At 46.0% G+C, this 23,950-nt stretch carries 17 protein-coding genes; 7 read left to right on the forward strand and 10 right to left on the reverse strand.

From position 1 onward, the window contains the following. Position 1: 1 nt before the first annotated feature. The 4 genes from ilvD to ilvC all read right to left on the reverse strand — a co-directional run bounded on the left by ilvD (position 2) and on the right by ilvC (position 5,772). Positions 2-1,861, reverse strand: coding sequence for a dihydroxy-acid dehydratase (gene ilvD / locus SDEN_RS17720; protein WP_011497829.1), 1,860 nt, complete (start codon positions 1,859-1,861; stop codon positions 2-4). A gap of 100 nt (positions 1,862-1,961) precedes the next feature. After that, a complete protein-coding gene (gene ilvM, locus SDEN_RS17725) occupies positions 1,962-2,243 on the reverse strand; it encodes an acetolactate synthase 2 small subunit (protein WP_011497830.1) in 282 nt (93 codons plus the stop codon). Next, a complete protein-coding gene (gene ilvG / locus SDEN_RS17730; protein WP_011497831.1) occupies positions 2,240-3,913 on the reverse strand; it encodes an acetolactate synthase 2 catalytic subunit in 1,674 nt (557 codons plus the stop codon). The genes ilvM and ilvG overlap by 4 nt, the downstream gene beginning before the upstream one ends. A gap of 380 nt (positions 3,914-4,293) precedes the next feature. Continuing rightward, the gene (gene ilvC, locus SDEN_RS17735; RefSeq protein ID WP_011497832.1) at positions 4,294-5,772 is read right to left on the reverse strand and encodes a ketol-acid reductoisomerase; all 1,479 of its coding nucleotides are present in this window, start codon (positions 5,770-5,772) and stop codon (positions 4,294-4,296) included. A gap of 243 nt (positions 5,773-6,015) precedes the next feature. Between ilvC and ilvY the strand changes: the two genes are divergently transcribed. Continuing rightward, on the forward strand, positions 6,016-6,897 hold the full coding sequence (gene ilvY / locus SDEN_RS17740) for an HTH-type transcriptional activator IlvY (protein WP_011497833.1): 882 nt from the start codon (positions 6,016-6,018) through the stop codon (positions 6,895-6,897). Positions 6,898-6,906: 9 nt separating this feature from the next. Here ilvY and SDEN_RS17745 read toward each other — a convergent pair whose 3' ends face one another. The 4 genes from SDEN_RS17745 to SDEN_RS17760 all read right to left on the reverse strand — a co-directional run bounded on the left by SDEN_RS17745 (position 6,907) and on the right by SDEN_RS17760 (position 11,433). Next, positions 6,907-8,214 carry a hemolysin family protein gene (locus tag SDEN_RS17745; protein WP_011497834.1) on the reverse strand — a complete coding sequence of 436 codons (1,308 nt, stop codon included), beginning with the start codon at positions 8,212-8,214 and terminating at the stop codon, positions 6,907-6,909. A gap of 421 nt (positions 8,215-8,635) precedes the next feature. Then, on the reverse strand, positions 8,636-8,926 hold the full coding sequence (locus tag SDEN_RS20895; protein WP_011497835.1) for a hypothetical protein: 291 nt from the start codon (positions 8,924-8,926) through the stop codon (positions 8,636-8,638). After that, positions 8,923-10,107 carry a KAP family P-loop NTPase fold protein gene (locus tag SDEN_RS17755; RefSeq protein WP_011497836.1) on the reverse strand — a complete coding sequence of 395 codons (1,185 nt, stop codon included), beginning with the start codon at positions 10,105-10,107 and terminating at the stop codon, positions 8,923-8,925. The genes SDEN_RS20895 and SDEN_RS17755 overlap by 4 nt, the downstream gene beginning before the upstream one ends. A gap of 105 nt (positions 10,108-10,212) precedes the next feature. Beyond that, positions 10,213-11,433: a hypothetical protein gene (locus SDEN_RS17760; RefSeq protein WP_011497837.1), complete on the reverse strand. Its 1,221-nt coding sequence runs from the start codon at positions 11,431-11,433 to the stop codon at positions 10,213-10,215. A gap of 523 nt (positions 11,434-11,956) precedes the next feature. On the opposite strand from SDEN_RS17760, the gene SDEN_RS17765 reads away from it, so the two are divergent. The 6 genes from SDEN_RS17765 (at position 11,957) to SDEN_RS17790 (ending at position 21,601) form a co-directional block, all read left to right on the forward strand. Beyond that, the gene (locus tag SDEN_RS17765; RefSeq protein ID WP_011497838.1) at positions 11,957-13,477 is read left to right on the forward strand and encodes a YifB family Mg chelatase-like AAA ATPase; all 1,521 of its coding nucleotides are present in this window, start codon (positions 11,957-11,959) and stop codon (positions 13,475-13,477) included. A gap of 76 nt (positions 13,478-13,553) precedes the next feature. Then, positions 13,554-14,453 (forward strand): acyltransferase, encoded by a 900-nt coding sequence (locus SDEN_RS17770; RefSeq protein ID WP_011497839.1) that lies wholly within the window; start codon positions 13,554-13,556, stop codon positions 14,451-14,453. A gap of 5 nt (positions 14,454-14,458) precedes the next feature. Continuing rightward, on the forward strand, positions 14,459-15,400 hold the full coding sequence (locus tag SDEN_RS17775; RefSeq protein ID WP_011497840.1) for an acyltransferase: 942 nt from the start codon (positions 14,459-14,461) through the stop codon (positions 15,398-15,400). A 90-nt stretch (positions 15,401-15,490) separates the two neighbouring features. Further along, positions 15,491-19,999, forward strand: a complete 4,509-nt coding sequence (locus SDEN_RS17780; protein WP_011497841.1) for an EAL domain-containing protein — start codon at positions 15,491-15,493, stop codon at positions 19,997-19,999. A gap of 6 nt (positions 20,000-20,005) precedes the next feature. Beyond that, positions 20,006-20,716 (forward strand): sulfotransferase, encoded by a 711-nt coding sequence (locus tag SDEN_RS17785; RefSeq protein ID WP_011497842.1) that lies wholly within the window; start codon positions 20,006-20,008, stop codon positions 20,714-20,716. Positions 20,717-20,791: 75 nt separating this feature from the next. Continuing rightward, a complete protein-coding gene (locus tag SDEN_RS17790) occupies positions 20,792-21,601 on the forward strand; it encodes an isocitrate lyase/PEP mutase family protein (protein ID WP_011497843.1) in 810 nt (269 codons plus the stop codon). A gap of 77 nt (positions 21,602-21,678) precedes the next feature. Here SDEN_RS17790 and yjjG read toward each other — a convergent pair whose 3' ends face one another. Together yjjG and SDEN_RS17800 are read right to left on the reverse strand one after the other, a co-directional pair. Continuing rightward, on the reverse strand, positions 21,679-22,359 hold the full coding sequence (gene yjjG / locus SDEN_RS17795; RefSeq protein ID WP_011497844.1) for a pyrimidine 5'-nucleotidase: 681 nt from the start codon (positions 22,357-22,359) through the stop codon (positions 21,679-21,681). A gap of 55 nt (positions 22,360-22,414) precedes the next feature. Continuing rightward, positions 22,415-23,863, reverse strand: a complete 1,449-nt coding sequence (locus tag SDEN_RS17800) for an MFS transporter (RefSeq protein WP_011497845.1) — start codon at positions 23,861-23,863, stop codon at positions 22,415-22,417. Between the last annotated feature and the right edge of the window lie 87 nt (positions 23,864-23,950).

Consider the following 23,950-nt stretch of genomic DNA (forward strand, 5'->3'; position numbering starts at 1 on the left):
GCTAACCCTCCAACAGAGTGCGGTCTCGCACTGCACCCATGTCGGCGCTGGTTGCCAATAGGGCGTAAGCTTTCAAGGCTAACGACACATAACGCTGGCGATTAAGCGGCTTCCACCCGAGTACGCCTTTGGCGTCCATGGCTTGGCGGCGCGCTTCAAGTTCACTATCACTGACATTCAGCACTATGGTGCGCGCTGGGATATCAATGACGATTTCATCGCCTTGTTCGATAAGCGCGATAGCGCCCCCCGACGCGGCTTCTGGTGACACGTGGCCAATAGATAAGCCCGAGGTGCCCCCCGAAAAACGCCCATCTGTGATCAAGGCACATTGAGCGCCAAGGCCGCGAGACTTTAAATAAGAGGTGGGATAGAGCATCTCTTGCATGCCGGGGCCACCTTTAGGGCCTTCATAGCGAATAACCACCACATCCCCAGCCACCACTTCACCGCCTAAAATCCCTGCCACCGCATCATCTTGGCTCTCATAAACGCGGGCGCGGCCCACAAAAGTGAGATTATCTTCATCCACGCCAGCGGTTTTGACGATACAGCCCTTAGGGGCGATATTGCCCGATAGCACAGCAAGGCCGCCCTCTTGACTGAAGGCAAATTCACGGCTGCGAATACAACCATTTTGCCTGTCATCATCGACACTCGGCCAGCGACAGCTCTGACTAAAGGCTTTGGTGGTAGGAATACCAGCAGGGCCTGCACTAAAGAAACGCCTCACGTTTTCATCTTGGGTTTGCACTAGATCGTAACGCGCCAATACATGGGATAAATTCTCGCCACTGTCAGCTGCCACATGGGGCACATCTGTATGCAACAGATCAGCTCTATCTAACTCCCCTAGAATGCTCATCACCCCGCCAGCGCGGTGGACATCTTCCATGTGATATTTAGGCGTCGAAGGGGCGACTTTACACAGATGCGGCACTTTGCGAGATATTCTGTCAATGTCCGCCATGGTGAAATCCACTTCAGCCTCTTGAGCGGCTGCCAATAAATGCAACACGGTATTGGACGAGCCACCCATGGCGATATCCAGCGCCGTGGCATTCTCGAACGCCTTGAAGCTTGCGATATTGCGCGGCAGTGCCGTTTCATCGTCATCATGATAATAACGTTTGGTTAACGCCATCACCCTGCGACCCGCCTCTAAAAACAGTTCGCGGCGATCGCTGTGGGTAGCTAACATGGAGCCGTTACCGGGCAAAGATAACCCTAGCGCTTCGGTTAGACAGTTCATCGAGTTAGCAGTAAACATGCCAGAGCAAGAACCACAAGTTGGGCAGGCGCTACGCTCAATCTTGGCGCTGTCTTCTTCACTTACGCTGCTATCGGCGGCGGCGACCATGGCATCGACTAAATCGAGCTTAATGATTTTATCGGAAAGCTTAGTTTTACCCGCTTCCATCGGCCCGCCAGAGACAAACACCACAGGAATATTTAGCCTTAATGCGGCCATTAACATCCCAGGGGTGATTTTGTCGCAGTTAGAGATACACACTAAAGCATCGGCGCAGTGAGCATTGACCATGTACTCGACGCTGTCGGCTATTAACTCACGTGACGGCAAGCTATAAAGCATGCCGCCATGGCCCATGGCGATGCCATCATCGACGGCTATAGTGTTGAACTCTTTAGAGATACCGCCCGCTTCTGCGATAGCGCTTGCCACTAAGTCGCCCATGTCTTTTAAATGCACATGCCCTGGGACAAACTGAGTATAAGAATTGGCAATGGCGATAATGGGCTTGCCAAAGTCGTTATCTTTCATGCCTGTGGCTCGCCATAGGGCACGAGCGCCTGCCATGTTGCGGCCTTCTGTGCTGGTTGCTGAGCGTAACTTTGGCATGGTGAGATCCTTTTAAAATGTATTTCATCAGTGAATAAAAATAGCTAATTTAAATAGCTAGTTTATTAATTTAAATAGCGTTATAAAGCAAAAATAGCACTTAAGCGTTAGCCGCTAAGGCCTGTGTGGCTACTGCCGAATTAAGCGCAAAAGGCGCTGGCATTAGGCGGCACTCGGCTACATCATAGAGCTTGTCTAATTGATTGCTTAATAGCTCAATGGCGCGCTCGGTTTCCACTTCCACCGCTAATACTATGCTGGCATCTTCATTCGTTTTCATCTGCATATTCGTCACGCTAAAACCGCGGTGGCGCATAACTCGTAGCACCCGCTCAAGCACTTCGGGGCTAGGTTGTAAGGTTAGTTCCAGTGCATGCTTCATGTTTGCTTCTCCATTTGTTCCATCATATCGCTATTACTCGCACCCGGTGGCACTAGCGGCCAAACATTAAAGCTGTCATCGATTGAGACATGCAGCAAATAAGGCCCTTTAGCATTGAGTAAATCCTGTAGCCCTTGCTCCACTTCATCGGCATGGCGAATATTGCGCCCCGGGATATCGAAGGCTGAGGCCATGAGCACAAAATCTGGGTTATCCGATAAATCCGTTTCGCTGTACCTTTCTTCAAAGAATAGCTGCTGCCACTGCTTCACCATGCCAAGCTTTTGATTATCTATCAGCAGTATTTTTACCGGCAGTTTGCGACGCTTAATGGTGGTGAGCTCCTGCACATTCATCATAAAGGAGCCATCCCCAGACACGGCAACCACAGTGGCATTGGGCCGTGCCACCTGCGCGCCGATGGCGGCGGGTAAACCAAAGCCCATGGTGCCAAGGCCTGCACTAGAGAGATGATCTTCAGGGCGGCGAAACCACATGTGCTGAGCCACCCACATTTGATGCTGGCCTACATCACAGCTGACCACGCTGTTTTCGGGTAATAAATTCGCCAAGCGGCGCAGCATAGCAGGGGCGTAGATAAGATCTCCTGGGTGCTCATAGTCCCATCGGTGGCTGCGATCAAGTTCATACACGCTCTGCTGCCAGGGGCTGATACTCAAAGATTGCGATAACGCTGGCAACACTTCACGTAAATCCCCAGCGATGGCAACTTCGGCTTGACGTAACTTGCCAAGCTCGGCGGCATCGATATCTAAATGTATCACCTTGGCATTACAGGCAAAGCTTGCCAAACGGCCTGTGACTCTATCATCGAAACGAGCACCCACTACCACCAGCAAGTCACATTCTTGCACCGCAAGATTGGCGGCTTTGGTGCCATGCATGCCCAACATACCAAGGTAGCCTGGGGTGTCGTGGCTGATGGCCCCAAGACCTTTTAAGGTGGCTACCGAAGGCAGGCCCGTGGCCTTGATAAAATCTCGTAACGGCTCAACCGCACCAGCCATGCCTACGCCGCCGCCCACATACAAGATGGGCTTTTGGGCTGCCGCCAATAATGCGCGGGCGGCATCGATATCGACTTGAGCGGCTTTGGGCTCTGGGGTCACCGCAAGTAACGGGGTTTTATATTCAAGCTCGGCGATTTGTATGTCCTTTGGGATATCCACCAGCACTGGGCCTGGGCGACCCGAGGCGGCGATTTCAAAGGCCTGATACAAGGTAGGGATTAAATCTTCAATTTTTGTGACCATAAAACTGTGCTTAGTGCAGGAAAGCGACATGCCTAAAACGTCCACTTCTTGAAAAGCATCTGTGCCAATCACAGCGGTAGACACTTGCCCTGTGATGGCCACCATGGGCACAGAATCAAGCAAGGCATCGGCCAAAGAAGTCACAAGATTTGTGGCACCTGGGCCTGAGGTTGCAAAGCACACCCCAGTTTTACCGCTGGCTCTGGCATAGCCTAAAGCGGCAAAGGCGGCGCCTTGCTCGTGACGACTCAAGAGGTGCTCCACACCACCGCCATAGAGGGCATCATAAATTGGCATAATTGCGCCACCCGGGTAGCCAAATACCGTGGTTACGCCATGGGCAGCCAATACTTTGATCACTGCGTCTGCCCCTCTTAATTTATGCCCTGTTTCCATAATGTTTATCTCTTTGTTGTCATCAGCTTAGGTTTTATAACTCGTAAAACGAAAAAACCCCCGGTCCTTTCGGAGCGGGGGTTTTTGCAATGTTTGATTTTTTAGATCATTTTTATTGCCAAACGCCACCCCCGCTGTGACTTAATAATCACTACGGTAATAATCACGAGGATAATGGCGCTGACTTGGTTCAACATTAAATAATGGTGTCCTAAAATGGGTTTAGTTTGTTTACCCTATGGGGCGGTTAACATAGCCAAAGAAAACTTGCGTCTAAAATGGGCTGCTAAAAACTGTCCTATAGGGATACCACATTCTGTTTTTAAAAGGCAACACATATTCACAAATTAACCCAGTTAATGCCATTTCCCCTGTGATTATTAGCTCGCCGCTATGTCTTTCATTTGGGTCATATAGCCACGAAGCTTAGCGCCGACCTGCTCAACACCTGTGTGGCGCACCGCCTGATTGACTTGTATAAGCTTTTGATTATCAACCTTATTACTTATATTACCTAAGCCTTTACCCAACAGCTCAGCTGGCATGGCATTCACGTAATCCTTAAGTAGCGGCACTGCTGCATGATTAAATAGATAACAGCCATATTCGGCGGTATCTGAAATCACCACATTCATCTCATACAAGCGTTTGCGCGCTATGGTATTGGCGATTAGCGGAGTCTCGTGCAGCGATTCATAATAGGCCGACTCTTCCACTATGCCTGCGGCCACCATGGTATCGAAGGCTAGCTCAACGCCGGCTTTTATCATGGCCACCAAGAAGATGCCTTTATCAAAGTAATCTTGCTCATCTATGGGTTCTTGGCTCTTAGGGGCATTCTCAAAACCTGTGTCCGATGTTTCGGCGCGCCAGCGCAGTAAGTTGGCATCATCATTGGCCCAATCGGCCATCATGTTGCGAGAAAACTCACCACTGATGATGTCATCCATGTGCTTTTCAAATAATGGCTTAAGTAGCACTTTTAATTCTTCTGCGGTATCGAAGGCTTTGATTTTGGCCGGGTTTGATAACCTGTCCATCATGTGGGTGATGCCGCCATGTTTTAACGCTTCTGTGACTGTCTCCCAGCCTTGCTGAATAAGCTTAGCCGCGAAACCAGGTTCAACGCCGTCGCTGACCATTTTTTCATAACCTAAGATGGCGCCAGTTTGCAGCATGCCGCACAAAATAGTTTGCTCGCCCATTAGATCAGATTTTACTTCCGCCACAAAGGATGACAATAACACCCCAGCTCTGTCACCGCCGGTGGCGCTGGCATAAGCCTTAGCTATCACTAGACCATCACCATTAGGATCGTTCTCTGGGTGCACAGCGATTAAGGTTGGCACACCAAAGCCGCGTTTGTATTCTTCACGGACTTCGGTGCCTGGGCACTTAGGTGCCACCATGATCACAGTTAAATCTTTGCGTACTTGCATGCCTTCTTCGACAATATTAAAGCCATGGGAATAGGACAAGGTCGCGCCCTGCTTCATCAGGGGCATTATGGTGTTAACCACGTTCGAATGCTGCTTGTCTGGGGTAAGGTTTAGCACCAAGTCCGCATCGGGAATAAGCGCTTCGAAGGTGCCGACTCTAAAGCCGTTATCCGTGGCTTTTTGCCATGAGGCGCGCCTTTCACTTATGGCGGCACTGCGTAAGGCAAAGGCGATATTGAGGCCTGAGTCACGCATGTTTAGGCCTTGATTTAGCCCCTGCGCGCCGCAGCCTAAGATGACAATATTCCAACCTTTAAGGTGCTCACAGCCTTGGGCGAACTCGCCTTGGTCCATAAAGCGGCACTGTGCCAATTGCGCCAATTGTTGACGTAAATTTAGTGAATTGAAATAGTTAGCCATCTGCGTCTTCCTCTAATCAAAGCGACTCATTCAAACTTGCCCCTAGGGCCAGCTTAAAAAACTGGGCGCCGAGTGTTTATTACCCTAGTGATAACTCCACAGGTTGAAACCAATCACTCAGCTTATGTTCTGACTATAGCCCAAGCTTGTTATTGCTTAAAATGATATAAAAGGAATTTGATGTTGCGTTTTTTGCAATCATAGGCAAAATGAAATCTATCACCTTGTTTGGAATGATCATCGATGGATATTCGCAGTCTAAAACTCTACCTGCATTTATGTGACAGTCTGCACTTTGCTAAGACAGCAGAGCAGATGCACATGAGCCCTTCGACCTTGAGCCGTACCTTGCAACGCCTAGAAGATGAAGTGGGCGGTAAACTTTTTGAACGCGATAATCGCAGTGTGGCATTAACTCATGCAGGCAAAGAGTTTAAATTATTTGCCGAGCACACCTTAAGCCAATGGCTCAGCCTTAAGGGCAAGGTTGATCCACAACAAGCTCAACTTCATGGCCAGTTAAGCTTGTATTGCTCGGTCACCGCCGCTTACAGCCATTTGCCTAAACTGCTGGACCGCTTTCGAAGCATTCACCCCAATGTGGATATCAAACTCGCCACCGGCGATGCTGCCAATGCCGTGAATGAGCTTAATCGCAATCGCGCCGATATTGCCATCATAGCCCTGCCGGATAACCTCGCTAGCAGCCTGTTTTTCACCGCCATCGATAAGGTGCCCTTGAGCTTAATCGTGCCCACCATAACTTGCCCAGTGCAGCAGGCTATTAGCCAAGCAAACATTGCTTGGCAAGACCTGCCTTATATCGTGCCAGAGCATGGCCCAGGGCGCCAAAGGGCCGATAACTGGTTTAAAGCAATGGGATTTAAACCCAATATTTATGCCCAAGTGGCCGGCCAAGAAGCCATAGCCTCCATGGTGGCTTTAGGCTGCGGGGTCGCGATTAGCCCAGAGGTGGTGATTAATAACAGCCCAGTGCGCGATCGCATTCAAATGCTGGCTTCACCTATCACCATTCCAGCTTTTGAGTTAGGTTTTTGCTGCAAGAAAAAACGCCTTGAAGAAGCTGTCCTCAAGGCGTTTTTAGCAAGCTGGGCAATAGAATAAATCTGAAGGCTATTCTTCTTCCGGCTCGGCGTCGGTAATACGGGTTACCAGCAGTTGATCCACCTTGTAGGAGTCGATATCCACCACCTCAAACTTAAAGCCGGCAAAGTTAACAAAATCAGTACGCTTAGGAATTTTTCTTAGCATGTACATCATAAAGCCGGCGATAGTTTCATAGTTCTGATTCTGAGGGAATTCTTCAATGCCAAAGGCGCGCATCACATCGGTAATGGGGGTCACGCCGTCTACCAGCCAAGAATTATTATCCCTAGCGACGATTTGCTCTTCACTTTCGTGCAGCGACCAAGCGCCCATAACCGCACTTTGCAAGTCATTGGTGGTCACTATGCCTACCACTAGGGCGTATTCGTTCATCACCACGGCAAAGTCCGCTCGATTACTTTTAAAGTAGTCCATTGATTCTGAAAGACTTAATGTATCAGGAATAATTAAACAGTTGTGCACTAAGGAATCATTCATCAGGGTGATTTTCTCACCATTAATCACCTTCAGCAGCAGCTCTTTCGCATCCACATAGCCTTTGATCATATCTAACTGACCATCACAGACGAGGAATTTATTGTGGGGATCGGCGGTAATTTTACGCTTGATCTCTTCTTCATTATCTTGCATTAAGAAGTAAACCAAACTTTCGCGGGCAGTCATGGCTGAGGTCACAGATACAGACTGCATTTCAAACACATTCTCCATCATCTGCTGGCCGCCCTTATCGAGCACCCCAGCTTCTGTGCCTGCACTCATCACGGCATAAATATCATCATGGGTGACTTGGTCGTTACGGGCCGTCGGCACTTGTAACAATTTGAAGATGAGATTTGCCATGCCATTGAAAAACCACACTAAGGGTTTTAAAAAAGTGATACAGAAGATGATGGGCGTCACTAAAGTGACCGCCACTTGTTCTGGGATCACCATGGAAATTCGCTTAGGCATTAAATCGGCGAACAGAATAAACAGCGCGGTAACGAACACGAATGACATCACAAAGCTGGTTTGCCCAAGCCAATCTTGGCTAAGCCAAGGCGCGAGCAAGTCGTAGAAATACGGTCTGAAGGCGGCTTCGCCCACGATACCGCCCATGATGGCCACGGCATTAAGACCGATTTGCACCACAGTAAAAAAACTGCCGGGATGCAACTGTAATTTAAGGACTTTATCGGCGCGGATATCACCTTCATCAGCCATCTGCTGCAGGCGAATTTTACGGGAAGCCGCGAGGGCAATTTCTGACATGGAAAAGAAACAACTTATTCCAATTAACACTAGAATAATCAAAAAACTATCTGTAACACTCATGATACACCTGCATCCACTCCCCAGAGGGAATAGAAAATATAATAGTGTCGACCTAACGGCTTAGGACAATGCACTTTTTGGGGGGGCTAGTTCAATTTTAGCTTATCAACGCCGCCGGTATAAACTGACTGAGTTGATTAAAAACGGCGCAATTATACTCGAGCGCTTTAAGACCGCCTAGCAAAAGTTAGCGCCCTCGCTCACAAGTTAGGCCACTGCAATGGGCTAGATGATGCAGACTAGGAGACTACAGTACGGCCACAAAATGGCATTCACTCCCCGACACGCGCAAGTATGTCCCTATAGCTCGACCGCCCCGTCCATGGGGCGGACGGTCGGCTCGTAAATCACCATTACACGTCCATTAGCCTCTGTGTTGCCTGTCAGACATCAAGCCTTGAGCCATACTAGTCCTTACGCATTACTCAATATAACCTGATAATTCAATGATTCTCTTGTAGTCATCCCAGAGGAAATATTTAACATTTTCATCCCAATAAAATTCAATTAAACCATTAATATCATTTAATAGTTCATATTCTCTAAAAGAAGTATTATTAGAATAGTCATTATGCTGAATCAACAAAGTCGTTTCATTCGGCTCACAAGGATAGCCGCACGAGTTACCATTAAACCTAACCGTTGTTATCCCTTGCACAACCAAAGACAACTGGTGTTTATCAAAATCATGCACTGATGAACTATGACTCAAACCAGTTCCATAGGAAAATATTTTATCTGAAGATCTATCCTGAAACGATTTGGGCGATAATTGCTGCTCAATGATCCCATCATCAAGACTATGACATTCACAATTTGTGGCCTAGTCCCTAAGGATTGTAAGTACTCTAAACTAGCAACACACTTCTGCAGAGATTGCTCGACATCTCTGAGGCTCATCTGTGCATTTTCAAACAATAACGCAAATATCTTAATCAGCTGTGCATTAATAGCCGTAAATGGGAATAGGCGTAACTGGTCAGTTTGATATCGAGTAAAATCTAGCGCTTTCGCTTTGAGATACTGAGTTATTGATAGCGGAGGCAAGGCAATTCTTCTATCAAAAAAGCGCCTTAAGTATTTCTCTGACTCGAAGCTAGCACCATAAACGGCCTTAATAGAATGCTCTAATGCTACGGTGTCTGTCGCCACTAGAAATACGCAGCCTCTGGCTTCGAAAAAATGTTTAATCACTTCTAACATTTCAATCGCATAGGTTGGTCTACAGCGATCGAGTTCATCGACTAGAACAACTATCGGAAGCTCAGCCTCACAGACCATTTGCATCGTATCTGCTAGTGCAGAAATTTGCTCTCTAACCTCTTTCATCGCTTGAACGCGATTAGCATGATTAGAAGAAATCTTCTCTATGAGCCGAATATTATTGTCACTCACAGCTGCGCTGGCTAAATCAGGAAGTTCGTTGACCGCTGCGCTCGTAGCCCCCAAAAGGGTTGCAGCATTAGGCTCTCCATTCATCGTTGCACCAAGAGAGCCAAACTTCAAAGCTTTGCCCAATTTTTGCTTTAAATTGTTAAATTTGGATAACCATTTTGGATCTCCGTTATGACCAAAAGCCACTTCCAGTTGATTTAAAAACTCGCTACTAATGACCGACAAGGCATCATCACAAAAATCACTTTCCCACGCATTGATGTAGACGACCGGATGCTGACGTTCTGCTAATTCGACATACAAACGCCGCAGTAATTCTGTCTTGCCCGTGCCCCACGAACCATTAAGATTGACTACTAAATCATCTTTACTGCTAGTCAGGAATGAGCAAAGAAATTTTCCGTATTCTTTTCGCCCTGCTTTACAAGTATCCCAGTTGTATATGGGTTGCCAATCTTGGTAATTGCTAGCAAACATTTCGGGGATTTCCTTTTCCATAATTATCTCCTCAGCAATTTAACAAAAAAGCCATATCTTCGGATATGGCTTTTCTTTATTCAGTGCTGCTAAATAAGTGATTAGGCTACAACAGCCACTGAGATGTTACTTATTGATAGGCTCGTTAGTGATCTCAATCGTTTGTTTTTTAACAATTGGACTGGCACCCATAAAGAATTCATTAATTTTTTCTGCTGATGGATCTTTATCATCCAACTTATCGCTGCTTTTATCTGAGAAAAAAGTATATGTGGCGTCAGGTTTTTTAGCAGGCTGCTGTTGTGCTGTAGGCTTTAACACGCCTTTTGAGGCTGTTGCAGTAACCTCATTAGCAATGCTATTGGGTGGCGACGTAAAAGTTGACTGATTGAATTTATAATTGAACGTCCCGCTGGCTTCAATTTTTTCCACACTGGACTTATCTTGATTTTTATATGACGCTAAAATGCCGTGCTTACCCAGTGGAATTTCGTGTGAGAGCTTGTTACCTGTGCCGATTTTTACCCCATTAATATACCAATCTGCTGGCACATTACTGATTAAGGTTATCATCGCCGACTTTAGGCCTAGCTCTTCATTTAATCTAATGTCCGTTTTATTGTTATAAGAAGGCTTAAACTGCATGGTTGCTTTATATGTCAGCTCGCCCTTCATATTCATGTTGGCTTCTACTACTTCATAGGACAACAGCACACTTTTTTCGTTTAAAAATGGTGATTCGTTACGAGTACTCGATAAGATGCCACTTTTAGATTCTTTTAAACAATCTGCAATTGATTGATACTTTGAACATTCAGTAGAACCATTAATGGTCACAGGAAGCGTGCTGTCAGGCTTGGATAAATCGGCAAGTAAGCGGTTGGTGATATCAGTTTTGAGCTTAAATAAAAGCTGGCTTTTATCGGCGCGCTTTTTATTTACCGCTTCATATTCAGCGAGTATGTCTATTTTTTCCGCTTTAAGAAGCTCACTGTCATCTTTGATTTTTTTGGTTAATTGATCGACAGCATCTATAGCAGATTCAATTTGTTTATAGGTTTGGCTAAGTGCCGTTTTAGCTCGAATAATTCTAGGTAACTCGGCAATAAGCTCATCATAACGCTGTTGCTCTAAAGCAATCCCTTTCTTTAGACCTTCTATGTCATAGGCTTTTTTATTCAGTTGGGAGAATCTGTCGTTGACTGTGATGAGCAAAGTATCAATATTGTATTCTTGTTCGATTGTGTTGAAAGTCTGCTTTTCTAACGCAGTAATGACTTCGAGTGCCGCAAATGAGTTGCTTGCGTAAAAGCACAGTAAAGCAAGGCTAAGTGAACAGTATTTCACTGATATCTCCATCAAATTTATTTACACGCTAGAACTATCGACACTCTGCGATACGCTGAGTGTAACCAGCAAAGAGTAAAACAATCCGTTAATAATTTATGATACTGAAGTTATTTTGGCTTTACAAACAGATTGTCATTCATTGCTCACAATAAATTTACAAATTGTGATGCGTCTCGATACCCGATAGCGCAAACTTCGAATCCCCCTTTCGCGACATCTTAATGAAATTAAAACTCCTACCCTTCCCCTGAAAAGTTAACCCACTGCACTTTACCAGGCTTAAGGGCTACACTGCAGCACCTTACTTTGCACGCCATGATTCACCATTATCTAAGCTCGAATTCAACATTGATGAGCCAATTTCGGTAATTCTCTGCACAAGCGACAGATGTTCGTTTGGGTTAAAATTTACACTTCGTTCACAATTACAGCTAGAACTCAAAAAATCGCCTCAAACAACAGTTCAATTGCTATTCAACTATTATTAATGGTAATTCAAGCAACAACAAAAGGATTTGTTATGGCAATTGCATGTGTCATGACTCGTGCAAGCTGTGGCGTACAAGCCCCTAAAGTCATAGTGGAAGTGCATTTAAGCAATGGCCTGCCGGGCTTTAGCTTAGTGGGTTTGCCTGAGGCTTCGGTAAAAGAGGCCAAAGAAAGGGTGCGCAGTGCGCTAATTAATGCAGGGTTTGAATTCCCGATGCAGCGCATCACAGTAAATTTAGCCCCAGCAGATTTACCTAAGCAAGGGGGGCGCTACGATTTACCCATCGCCATTGGGATCCTTGCCGCCTCCGAGCAAATTCCCAAGAAAGCCATTGCGGATGCTGAGTTTGTCGGTGAATTAGCACTAACCGGTCAAGTTCGCCCCTGTGTGGGCCTGCTGCCTGCCATCATAGCCGCGAGGGATGATGGCCATCCTATGTTTATGCCGCTGGATAATCGCCATGAAGCCGAATTAGTGGGTTACCAGCAATGCCATTTCGTTGCCGATTTACAGCATCTAGCGGCCTTTATACATGGCCAAGGCCAACTGCCTAAGGTCGATAATCAGACCCAATGGATAACTGAGTCAGCTGTCGACCCCAAACTTTGCCTAAGTGATGTCATCGGCCAATATCAGGCCAAACAAGGCTTAGAAATTGCCGCCGCTGGCGGGCATAACCTATTACTTATGGGACCGCCTGGGACGGGAAAGAGTATGTTAGCGAGTCGCATTATCCCTCTACTGCCCAACTTGAGCTATCAAGAAGCGATAGAAGTGGCGGCAATACATTCTGTCGCTGGGCTGAACACTCCAAGCCACAATTTTCTGCAGCGCCCCTTTCGCTCGCCTCATCATACCTGTTCGGCCATCTCTTTGGTGGGTGGCGGCAGTGTGCCTAAGCCTGGGGAGATTTCATTGGCCCACAGGGGTATTTTATTTCTCGATGAATTGCCTGAGTTCCCCCGCAGGGTATTAGATTGTCTGCGTGAACCCATGGAAACTGGTGAAGTGGTGATATCAAGGGCGGCAGCCAAGCTCACCTTTGCCAGCCGCTTTCAATTGATTGCCGCCATGAACCCAAGCCCTTGTGGTAATGTTGATAAAGCCCGCTCGACGCCAGATCAAATTCAGCGTTACCTTTCGCGGCTATCTGGGCCATTTTTGGATAGGTTCGATCTCACCGTAGATGTGCCTAAACTCCCAAGCGGCGCCTTGAGTCAAGCGAACATACAAGCCGAAACCAGTATCAGCGTCGCCGCCAGAGTGAGAAAGGCGAGAGAAAAACAACTTGAACGCTCTGGGGTACTCAATAATGAACTTAGTCCAAAAGCACTGAAAAAAGTGGCTAATCTTGACCAAGCTAACCTCATTTTTCTTGAGCAAAGCGTGCAACTTTTAGGGCTTTCAGTACGCAGTTTTCATAAAATTCAGCGGGTGGCTTGCACCATTGCCGATCTGCAAGAAGAAGCTAAGGTCGACAGGGCGCATCTGGCCCAAGCCCTAGGATATCGGGCCATGGACAGGTTAATCGCTCGTCTTAGACAGCAATAAAAAGGTAATTTATCACACTGTTGATTGAGCCTAAGCCAGAGTGCGGGTAACATAAGCCTCCATTTAAGGAGGCTCAATGTCGCTGTTTCAGAAAATTAAAGGCTACATAGCCTTCATTTGCTACCTAATTAATACCATTTTTTGGGTGACCCCAATACTTGCCTTTAGCCTAGTGAAGCTCTTGCCAATAGCGCTAACCAACCGCTTTTGCAGCTATATACTCGATCATTGCGCCACTAATTGGATCAGCGTCAATACTGTGATTGAAGCCTGTTTTCACCCGGTAAACATTCAATTAACGGGTGACACTCACTTTAGCGAGAAGCAGTGGTACATGGTGATTGCCAATCATCAATCTTGGGTCGATATCTTAATTTTACAGCGGGTCTTTAATCGTAAAATTCCTTTTCTAAAATTCTTCTTAAAGCAGGAATTGATCTATGTGCCGCTGTTAGGTTTAGCCTGGTGGGCGCTGGATTTCCCCTTTATGCGCCGTTACACCACGGCTCAATTGAAGAAAAACCCAAAACTTAGGGGCAAAGACATAGAGATCACCCGCAAGGCGTGCGAGAAATTTAAGACTAAGCCTGTGAGTGTGATGAACTTTGTCGAAGGCACACGTTTTAACAGCACCAAACATGCCAAACAAGATTCACCGTTTCAGCATCTGCTTAAACCCAAAGCAGGTGGCATGGCATTTGCGTTATCCGCCATGGGCGATCACATACATACTTTAGTCAACGTCACTATTTACTACCCTAACAAGGTCCCCAGCTATTGGCAGTATATCTGTGGCGAGCTAGACGAAGTGAAAGTACATGTGGAAATCAGCCCTATTCCTGAGCAGCTTAAGGGCGATTATATGACTGACAGAGAGTTTAAGATTGCCTTCCAAGAAAAACTCAACCAAATCTGGCAAGACAAAGATCGCGTCATTACCCACTTGGCTAGCACAAGCCAACATCCAGAGGCATAAGCTCTATGTTGTCGTTTTTACCTGGGCCAATATTATTCTTATTGAGCGGTAGCTTATTTGTATTGAGCACGTTTCTATGGGGCGGATTGATTAGCATAGGCGGCATAATAAAGCTGTTTATCCCGACAGTTAAAGGCCGGATTGCGATCACTCATGTGATGAACCACTTTATGTGGTGCTGGGCCCTCTTTAATGGGGTGATTATTAATTTAATCGCTAAGATTGACTGGGACGTAAAAGGGTTAGAGCAACTGGATAACAAAAACTGGTACTTGTTAATCAGTAATCATATCAGTGGGCTAGATATCGCCGCACAAAGCTATTTGTTGCGCAACAACATCCCCATGCTAAAGTTCTTCTTAAAAAAAGAACTGCTTTATGTGCCCATCTTAGGTTTAGGTTGTTGGGCCTTAGATATGCCATTTATGGACCGTACTAGCCCTGCCAAAGTAAAGAAAAACCCTAAGCTTAAAGGCAAGGATTTACGCACCACACGTCAATCCTGCGAAAAATTCAAACATATGCCCACCTCTATCATCAATTATGTTGAAGGTAGCCGTTTTACCCGTGAGAAACATCAGAGACAGGCATCGCCCTATCGCTATTTGCTTAAACCCAAAGCTGGCGGCATAGCCTTCACCCTTTCAGCCATGGGGGAGCAGTTTACACAAGTGTTAAACCTCACTTTAGTTTATCCAGATGCGCCAGAAGACACCTTAAAAGCCATGATGCTAGGCAAGATCAGTAAAATAACCATGCGAGTGGAGTGTTTAGATGTGCCACAAGTAGATGCTGAACTATACTTCTCAAATCCAGAGTACAGGGCCCAGTTTCAGCGTTGGCTCAATCAAGTGTGGCAGGAAAAAGATCAACTAATCCATGAGCTAATACAAGAAGATAAAAATAAAATCAGTAAGCTGGCTCAGTCGAGCATAAATAGAGGTTAGCGTTTTGTACTCACAAGTAAATTCAAATACAATACCGTGCAGTATAAAGTGTACTCAACTAAACGACTTCATTCATTTTATAGGTGTCTATTGAATTTACGAGTTACCTTTACTGCCACTCATCCGCTCATTTTGGCCCTTGTATTGATACAAGGGCTGGTAATTTTCTTACTGTCTTTTCCAGTGTTGGCCCAATCTGACACTGAGCTCAATTATGAAGTTAAGTTTGAACATTTTACCGACAAATATGATTTAAATCAGCACTCTGTTACCCGCTTATTTAGGGATAAGGCTGGCATGTTATGGGTTGGTACTCAAGATGGCCTGCACAGCTATAACGGCATAGAGTTTGAGCTATTTATCAAACAAAACAATAAATCCAATAGCATTTCAGGTAACTTTATTACCGACATTATTCAAGAACCTAACGGCGGATTATGGGTCGCGACCTTAAATAATGGCTTGAATCGGCTCGACCTTAACAGTAGAAAATTCACCCGTTTTGACAAGAGCCACGGCCTTAATGATCTCAGGGTAACGAACCTGAGTATTATAGGTGAAACCCTCTGGATTGGCACCCGCACTGGGCTGTTTTTACTCTCACTAAACACTCACGACATCACTCGAGTGACCTTAGGGCAAAATAGTGCGCCTCATATCACTAGCTTGACCAATATAGATGATAAATACGTTATTGTTGGCACTGAAAAACGTGGCACCTTTGCCATTGATAACAACAGCATCATCAGATTAGATTTACCATCAGAGCAAACCTTATACCGAGCGCATGCCAGCTCCATCTATTCGGTGTGGATGGCTATAGACAATCAAATATGGCGTTATAACTTAGCCACCCAAGAAAAAGAATTTATCTGGGAAAGAAAAGACCAACAAGGCAAAGCCGCGCATATCACAGACTTTGTTGTTAGCCCGGCAGAACAAATTTGGGCTATTGGTCCCAACTCTGGCCTAATCGAACTCAATATACAGCAATCACACTGGCAGAGCCGAGTGCATAAGCACCAGCCCCGTAAACTGCATAGCCTAACAGAAAACACGATACAGTCATTATTGCTTGATGATGACGGCACCCTTTGGTTGGGTACTGGCTATTCAGGCATAGATAAACTCAATATCAATCAGCATTATTTTAACCACCTCTATGATTATCATTCCAGCCAGCCGAGGGTCGCGAATATGATCCGTGCCCTATTCAGGGACGCTGAGGGTACTTTCTGGATTGGGACTGAAGGGGCTGGGGTTAAATCCATCAAGCAAGGTCAACAACGCTATCACAATCAGTTGTTTGCCGATGCGTTAGGCCTCAAGATTGAGCACTTGAATCTAACAGTTTATGAAATAATACAAGATAAGCAAGGCCAACTTTGGTTTGCTACTAACTACGGCTTGGCTAAATTGCACCTGGGAAAACTCAGCTTCATTCCTTTAGATCAAACGCTCGCCGACCAACAGATTAAATTACAGAGTATCACCTTAGATAATAAAGGTACCTTGTGGGCTGTCAGCGCCGAAAACCTGTTCTCACTACAAGACGGTAAGCTCAAAATACATGAGTTAGCACCTCAAGGTAACATAAACTTTGAAGAGAGCAATTTTAGAAAAGTCTTCTACCATAACGACATTTTATGGTTAGGCAGTTTGACAGGACTAATTAGACTTAATCTCAAAAATCATCAAATTACTCATTACCAAGCCCAACCGAATAAAGCCAATAGTCTTAGCGATAATAAGGTGCGTGATTTTCTAGTCACTCGTGACGGCGACCTTTGGATCTCTACCCATGGCGGTGCCAATAAGGTGATCTTGGATCTTAATGGCGATATTTCCTTTGAATCGATAAAAGCCAACTCAGATCTAGTCAACCGTACCACCTATGCCATGTTAGAAGATGAACAAGCTAACTTATGGTTAAGCACGAACTCAGGTATTGCCCGCTACAATCCAAGTAAACAGGTATTAACTGCCTTCAATGAATATGAGGGGCTGCAATCATCAGAATTCAATGGCGCAGTCAAATGGAAAGACACAGATGGCACCTTATGGTTTGGTGGTATTAACGGCATCAACTTGTTCAATCCAAGTCAAATTCCAGCCCAAAGGCCGGCAATAAAACTCGCATTAACTGGCTATGTGCTAGGCGATAAACACTATCGACTACTGGATCTAAACCAGCCACCAACAATTCAACTGCCATTTGACAAACAACTAGTTAGCTTCGAAGTATCGGCGCTTAATTTCAATTACCCTGAGCTAAATCGATTCAGTTACTTCCTTGTTGGAGTCGATAACCAGTGGCGTGAGCGTAGCAGTAAGAACGAGATAACCTACACCAATTTAGCACCGGGTAAATACGAACTATTAGTACGCCACGCCCTAGAGCATAATGACTACAGCCAAAGTAGACTAAGTGTTTCTGTAGAGGTGATTCCGCCGATTTATCGCACCACTCTAGCCTATATTATCTATATTTTACTGGGGTGTATTTTCATCTTACAAGCAATACATTCTCGTCAAAAAAAGCAACAAAAACAAAACGAATTTGAGACCAGCATTAAGGCTTCTGAAGAGCGACTCAAATTAGCCTTATGGGCCTCAGGCGATGGCATGTGGGATTGGAATATTCCAGACAATCAAGTGTTTCGCACCAATATGAGTAACCCTCAAAGTCTTAGCCGCAGCAAAAGCACGCTAATCAACAGCATCCATCCCGAAGATAGACCTAAAGTGCAACTGCTACTTAATGAGCACATTGCAGGTAATAGTGAGTTCTACGAGGCCGAATACCGTATTCGAGATGAAGTGGGCAGTTGGATCTGGTTACTGGACAGGGGTAAAGTGGTCGAGAAAGATACCAATGGCGCCCCTATACGCATGGCGGGCACTCATAAAGACATCACCAGCCGTAAAGTCATTGAAAATGAGCTAAAACTGTCCTCTCAGGTGCTTTACAGCATGAATGAAGCTGTGGTGGTGGGTGAACTGGATTATCGTGTCCGCTCAGTCAACCCTGCATTTACTCGCATCACAGGATTTGAGCCTGATGAAGTCACAAATAAGCACTTTTTATTCTTAGCAATTTCCTCCCAAGGACGAGATTTCTATAATCAAGTGGAAACCCAGCTATTAAAGCATAAGCATTGGGCGGGTGAATTGAAAATTCGCACTCGTGACAAGAAAGGCATTCTCGCCTGGCTTGAAATCAACCAAGTGATAGACAATAAAGGTGAGACGAGCCATTTCGTGGCGGTATTTACCGATATTACCGCCCGTAAGAAAGCCGAAGAAGACCTACGTATCTTAGCAAATTTCGATCCACTCACTCATCTGCCTAACCGTACCTTGTTCCAAGACAGGCTAGATCAAGCCATTACTAAGGCTCACAGAAACCAAAATATTGTCGCCCTCTTCTTCCTCGACTTGGATAGATTTAAACATATCAACGATTCCATGGGTCACCATATCGGCGACTTATTGCTTAAAGCCGTCGCCCATAGGTTGCAGAGAGCTGTTCGCGAGGGTGATACCGTGGCTCGCCTTGGTGGTGATGAATTTACCATTATTCTAGAAGGGGTAACTAAGCTGAATGCCGTCACTTTAGTGGCTGAGAAAATCCTTAATGCTTTCCAGAAGCCGTTTTTACTCGATGATAAAAACCTGACAATCTCGCCTTCCATAGGGATAAGCTTGTATCCCGATGATGCCAATGACGTCAGTTCGCTAATTAAGTATGCCGATACCGCCATGTATCACGCTAAATCCGTTGGCCGTAACAATTTCCAGTTCTATACCGATCAATTAAATCAATATGCGACTCGTCATGTGCAGCTGGAAGCCGGTTTAAAACTTGCCATTCAAGAAAACGAATTATCTTTGGTGTATCAGCCTAAGTACGATATTTTCACCAAGAAGATTGTTGGCTTTGAAGCTCTACTAAGATGGAACAACCCAAGTTTAGGCTTTATTTCACCCGCTGAATTTATCCCCCTAGCGGAAGAAACTGGCTTTATTAACCAGATTGGCCATTGGGCCATTAATCAAGCCTGTAACCAACTGGCTCAATGGCATGAACTAGGCTTTAGAGACGTTTCCATCGCGGTGAATTTATCCGCTCGGCAACTTAAAGCAGACATCATTTCGACCATAGAAGTGGCGCTGGCAGTCTCTGGTCTGCCAGCCAGTGCCTTAGAGCTCGAGCTCACAGAATCTATGATCATGGGCAACCCACAAGATTCTGTCGCTATTTTGTCCCAGCTTAAGAGCTTAGGCTTAACCATAGCCATAGATGACTTCGGCACTGGCTATTCGAGCTTAAGCTATTTGAAACGCTTCCCCATAGACACCTTAAAAATTGACCGTGAGTTTGTTCGTGATATCACAGAAGATCCCGACGATGCCGCTATCACCAGTGCCATCATAGCCTTGGCCCATAGCCTAGATCTCAACGTGATCGCTGAAGGGGTTGAAACTCCGGAACAGCTGGACTTTTTATTGAATGAAGGCTGCGATCAAGTACAAGGCTTCTTACTCAGTAAGCCTTTGTCAGCGAAAGATGCACTCGCCTTATTGAAAAAAAGCTAACCAGTTATGCCGCTAAGCTCAGTCAGTCGTCCAAGTACTCAAATTCAGGCTCAATCCACAGGTAAAATATTCATTATTGGCCTGCCCCGCACAGGCACCACCAGCGTCTGTGTGGCTCTGTTAGAACAAGGGTTAAAAGTCGCCCATCAAGGTTTTACTCAGCAGAGCTTTTATCAAGCTGACGCCATCGCCGATGCGCCGGTTTTTTCTGATTTTAAACAATTAGATGGATTATTCCCGGGGGCTAAGTTTGTCTATTTAAGCCGTGATATCGCGCCATGGATAATCTCGATGCAAATGCTACTCGGCAGAATGCTCATTCATCTGGATGAACACACCGGCCGCTTCCATCCTATAATGAAACGCAGCTTTAACCACAGCTTTAAACTTAATCTCGTCACCAACCCCTTCGATGAGGTCCACCTAAAGCAGTGCTATCTTGAACATCAACAGACGGTTGAGGAATACTTTACTGGCCGGAATGATTTGCTAAAAATAAATATTAACCAAGTGGGCAGTTTAAACCGATTGCTTGAATTTATTGAATTAGCGCCTCAAGACCTTGCATCTAGTATCAAATCGGCGCCACTTAATTTCCCCCACCTTAACATAGGTCGCAATGTCGCCAGTTGGGATGAATATAAGCATCCAAACAAAGTCAGTGCCAACTTAAGCGGCCCTAATAAGCGCAAGTTTTTTGACTACACACTGAGTTAAGGTTCAGTTCCGTTTTCCGCCAGCATAGGGAAATCCATAAGGTTAAGTTATCCCCCTTATCTCAAGGAGCTGAACATGTCGGAACTAAATCTAAACACCTTTACCGAGTTACACTCGAGTACTGCGCCTCTGGTGCTCACCAATATCTGGGATGCCGCCAGCGCCCTGTTAGCTCAAGCTAACGATCAAAAAGCCCTAGCCACCAGCAGCGCAGCCATAGCTTGGGCCAATGGCTACCCTGATGGCGATGTCCTGCCCATGGACACCCTGCTCCACGCTATGAAAAACATAATGCGCGTCGCTAAACTGCCCGTGAGTGTTGATATTGAATCTGGTTACAGTCAGTGTCCTGAAAAAGTTGCCCAGCTTGCCTGTGAGTTAGCCAAGTTAGGTGTCGTTGGGATCAACATAGAAGATGGTGCACACGCCCCTGAACAACTCATTGAAAAAATTACGGCGATCCGAGCGACCACACTAGGGAAGACACTCTTTATAAATGCCAGAACCGATGTTTACTTAAGGGGATTGGCCAAGAATGAAATGGCGATGGAGATGACAGCTTCACGGTTAATCTCTTACCAAGCTGCGGGGGCTAATTGCGGATTCATTCCAGGTAATTGTTCAGAGCTGCTGGCCAAGTATCTTGCTAAACGGGTCCATATGCCGCTGAACTTCATGATGACCAATGCCGATGCCGCCTTGATCAAAACGCTGCATAGTGCGGGAATTTGCCGTTTCACCACTGGCCCCTTAAGCTTTATTAATGCCTATACGACCTTAACGACAATGCCCCCCCCTAATAATGCTGTTCAAGCCGTTACCACTAAGGACAGATTGGATTTTAACACCATGAACGAGATGATGGAGTCTTGTCGCCAGCCTTAATTCAACCCAAGGGCATTGAGGTTTTGACAACTGTCGCGGCACTCACTAAGCACGGCGACAGTTTTCAAACCAAATGGTTATCCTAGTAACAAAGCCTTCAGCTCAGTGAGTGACGCCACCTGATGGCGGGGAGTTATGCCATTGCTTGTCGCCGCACCATGGTGATTGAGCCAGCAAGTATCTATACCGGCATTAATACCGCCGAGTATGTCCGAATGCAGGTTATCACCTACCATTAAAATACCGTCCTTAGCTGGGTGACCCATTAAAGAGAATGCATGTTCAAAAATACTTGCGTGAGGTTTTGCCTGACCGATTTGCTCTGAAATCACTACAGGAGAAAAAGCGCCGCTAAAGCCAGTGCGTTCTAGGCGTATTTGTTGAAGCTCAGTAAAACCATTGGTAATAATGCCTAAATTGACCTTACCGGTTAACGCGTCCACCAACTCTCGGGCACCGGGAAGCGGCTGACATATATCGGCCATGGCAGTTAAAAAGGCGCTATTAAGGGTTTGCGTTGAGACACCCAGTTTTTGCGACCAAGGAATAAAGCGGTTATTTTGCAATTCTTTAGCGCTAATTTTGCCATCCTGATAATCCACCCACAGCGGCTTATTGATGGTCTGATAAAAACTAAAATCATCTAAGCTGAAATCTAAATCAAAATCGGCAAACATCTGCTTAAGGCCAGCAAAGGCGTCAAAACTGAATAAAGTGTCGTCGGCGTCGAACAAAATCCATTGGTAAGCTAACTTCATACATCTCTCTTCTGTTACTGAAAACTACTGCTACTGAATAACGACAACTGAATCGCTACTGGGTATCTTGGGGTGGATGCGGGTCATTTCTGGGCTTTTTATTGCTGTCTTTCACTACCGTGAGCCAATCTAAACTCATGCCAGTGATGGCATTAAAACGGCCGATGCGAAAGATTACTTTAAGTAACTCGGGCCTTGGGCGCACTTTGGGTTCATCGAGTTTAGGTAAAAACCAGTAACTCACTAGGCTTCGCAGCAAGGTAGATAGCACAAACACAGTAAAAATAGGCCCTGTGAGCCCGATATCTTGCTTGAACCATATTAACAACTCCGCCGAAGAAACCGTGATCAAGCCCCCCGCTAAGGCGCCAATAAACACAAAACCCGCCCCGAGTGCGGCCTGCAAGGCAGCATAAGTAGCAAAGTCTGACTGATGAGGCCTAATGTCATATAAATAATTGGCTGTACTCAAGGTAAAGCCGCTCCATGCTAGGCCTGACAAAGCTTGAACCAGTATGATATAGCCGTAATCGGCAGAGAATAACCATAACAGCGGCAAGATGGGGATTAAACAACTGGTGAATACCATCACATAGCGATTGCCAAATTTATCACTGAAGCGGCCCCAAAAACTCAAACTGATAAATTGAGTCACTATGGACGCCACGCTGACGATGACAAATTCTAAATAGCTAAAATGCAGCACTTCCAACATGTATACCGCAAAATAGGGCGCCGAGATGGCTACCATGCCCTGCATGCTGGCGATGAATAAGCTGTATTTTCGAAAACAACTGTCCTGCCATGCCAGTTTAAAATTTTTAAGTGTGACAATAAAAGCGATGTCTTTGTCTTTGCCGCTGTCATCTGGATCGTGCATCTGCCATAGCAGCCACGCCGACGTAAAACGCCCCATGGCAGCAAAGGAAAATAATAAGGTAAAACCTAGCCAGGTCATGCCCCAGTGCTGACTCAATGTCAGCAGCCCGCCCCCCAAAACGAACACACTTAACGAGGCGACCATGGTCAGGCGGGTACGGGCAGCAAAAAAAGCCCCTCGGCGACGTTGCGGCACTATGCTGCCCATCCACGCCCGCCAATGAGGTTGAATAAGATTAATAAAACCGTGATATCCCACAGCTAAAGCAATGAACAACCACACTGCGTTATCCGGCGCCCAGGCGGCGAGCGCGCCCATCATCACCACCACTAAGGCCTGCAGTAAAGCACAGATCACAATAAACTGCTTTCTACTGAAGTGGCTCGCAAGCCAGACCGATATCAACTGAGCCACAGAACCAAACAATTGAGGTAAACCTGCCACCCAGCCCATTTGCCCAAGGCTTGCGCCCAATGAAATGGCATAAGCGTTAAAAAAATTATCACTGGTGGCCGTCATGGTGGAAGAGGCTGCGGCTTCTTGCTGTGAGCGCCGCAGGGTCCCCCTAAGCCAGCTAGCGCGAGCGCGTCGACAGTGCTGATGGATATGGTCCTTATCAGGCATGCATGCTTCCCTGTCTTGAGGGTGGAGTTATTTCACAGTGATTATACCAATCACATTAATTATATGATCAATCAGAGCACCTCAAGC

This window comes from Shewanella denitrificans OS217, from assembly GCF_000013765.1.
GTDB classification, from domain to species: Bacteria; Pseudomonadota; Gammaproteobacteria; order Enterobacterales; family Shewanellaceae; genus Shewanella; species Shewanella denitrificans.

What these genes read in the sequence shown, in the direction of transcription:
- ilvM (WP_011497830.1), bottom strand. Translation starts at nt 2,243, where the DNA reads ATGAAGCATGCACTGGAACTAACCTTACAACCTAGCCCCGAAGTGCTT.
- SDEN_RS17755 (WP_011497836.1), bottom strand. Translation starts at nt 10,107, where the DNA reads ATGGAAAAGGAAATCCCCGAAATGTTTGCTAGCAATTACCAAGATTGG.
- SDEN_RS17765 (WP_011497838.1), top strand. Translation starts at nt 11,957, where the DNA reads ATGGCAATTGCATGTGTCATGACTCGTGCAAGCTGTGGCGTACAAGCC.
- ilvG (WP_011497831.1), bottom strand. Translation starts at nt 3,913, where the DNA reads ATGGAAACAGGGCATAAATTAAGAGGGGCAGACGCAGTGATCAAAGTA.
- ilvC (WP_011497832.1), bottom strand. Translation starts at nt 5,772, where the DNA reads ATGGCTAACTATTTCAATTCACTAAATTTACGTCAACAATTGGCGCAA.
- SDEN_RS17785 (WP_011497842.1), top strand. Translation starts at nt 20,006, where the DNA reads ATGCCGCTAAGCTCAGTCAGTCGTCCAAGTACTCAAATTCAGGCTCAA.
- SDEN_RS17745 (WP_011497834.1), bottom strand. Translation starts at nt 8,214, where the DNA reads ATGAGTGTTACAGATAGTTTTTTGATTATTCTAGTGTTAATTGGAATA.
- ilvD (WP_011497829.1), bottom strand. Translation starts at nt 1,861, where the DNA reads ATGCCAAAGTTACGCTCAGCAACCAGCACAGAAGGCCGCAACATGGCA.
- yjjG (WP_011497844.1), bottom strand. Translation starts at nt 22,359, where the DNA reads ATGAAGTTAGCTTACCAATGGATTTTGTTCGACGCCGACGACACTTTA.
- SDEN_RS17775 (WP_011497840.1), top strand. Translation starts at nt 14,459, where the DNA reads ATGTTGTCGTTTTTACCTGGGCCAATATTATTCTTATTGAGCGGTAGC.
- SDEN_RS17790 (WP_011497843.1), top strand. Translation starts at nt 20,792, where the DNA reads ATGTCGGAACTAAATCTAAACACCTTTACCGAGTTACACTCGAGTACT.
- SDEN_RS17800 (WP_011497845.1), bottom strand. Translation starts at nt 23,863, where the DNA reads ATGCCTGATAAGGACCATATCCATCAGCACTGTCGACGCGCTCGCGCT.
- SDEN_RS17770 (WP_011497839.1), top strand. Translation starts at nt 13,554, where the DNA reads ATGTCGCTGTTTCAGAAAATTAAAGGCTACATAGCCTTCATTTGCTAC.
- ilvY (WP_011497833.1), top strand. Translation starts at nt 6,016, where the DNA reads ATGGATATTCGCAGTCTAAAACTCTACCTGCATTTATGTGACAGTCTG.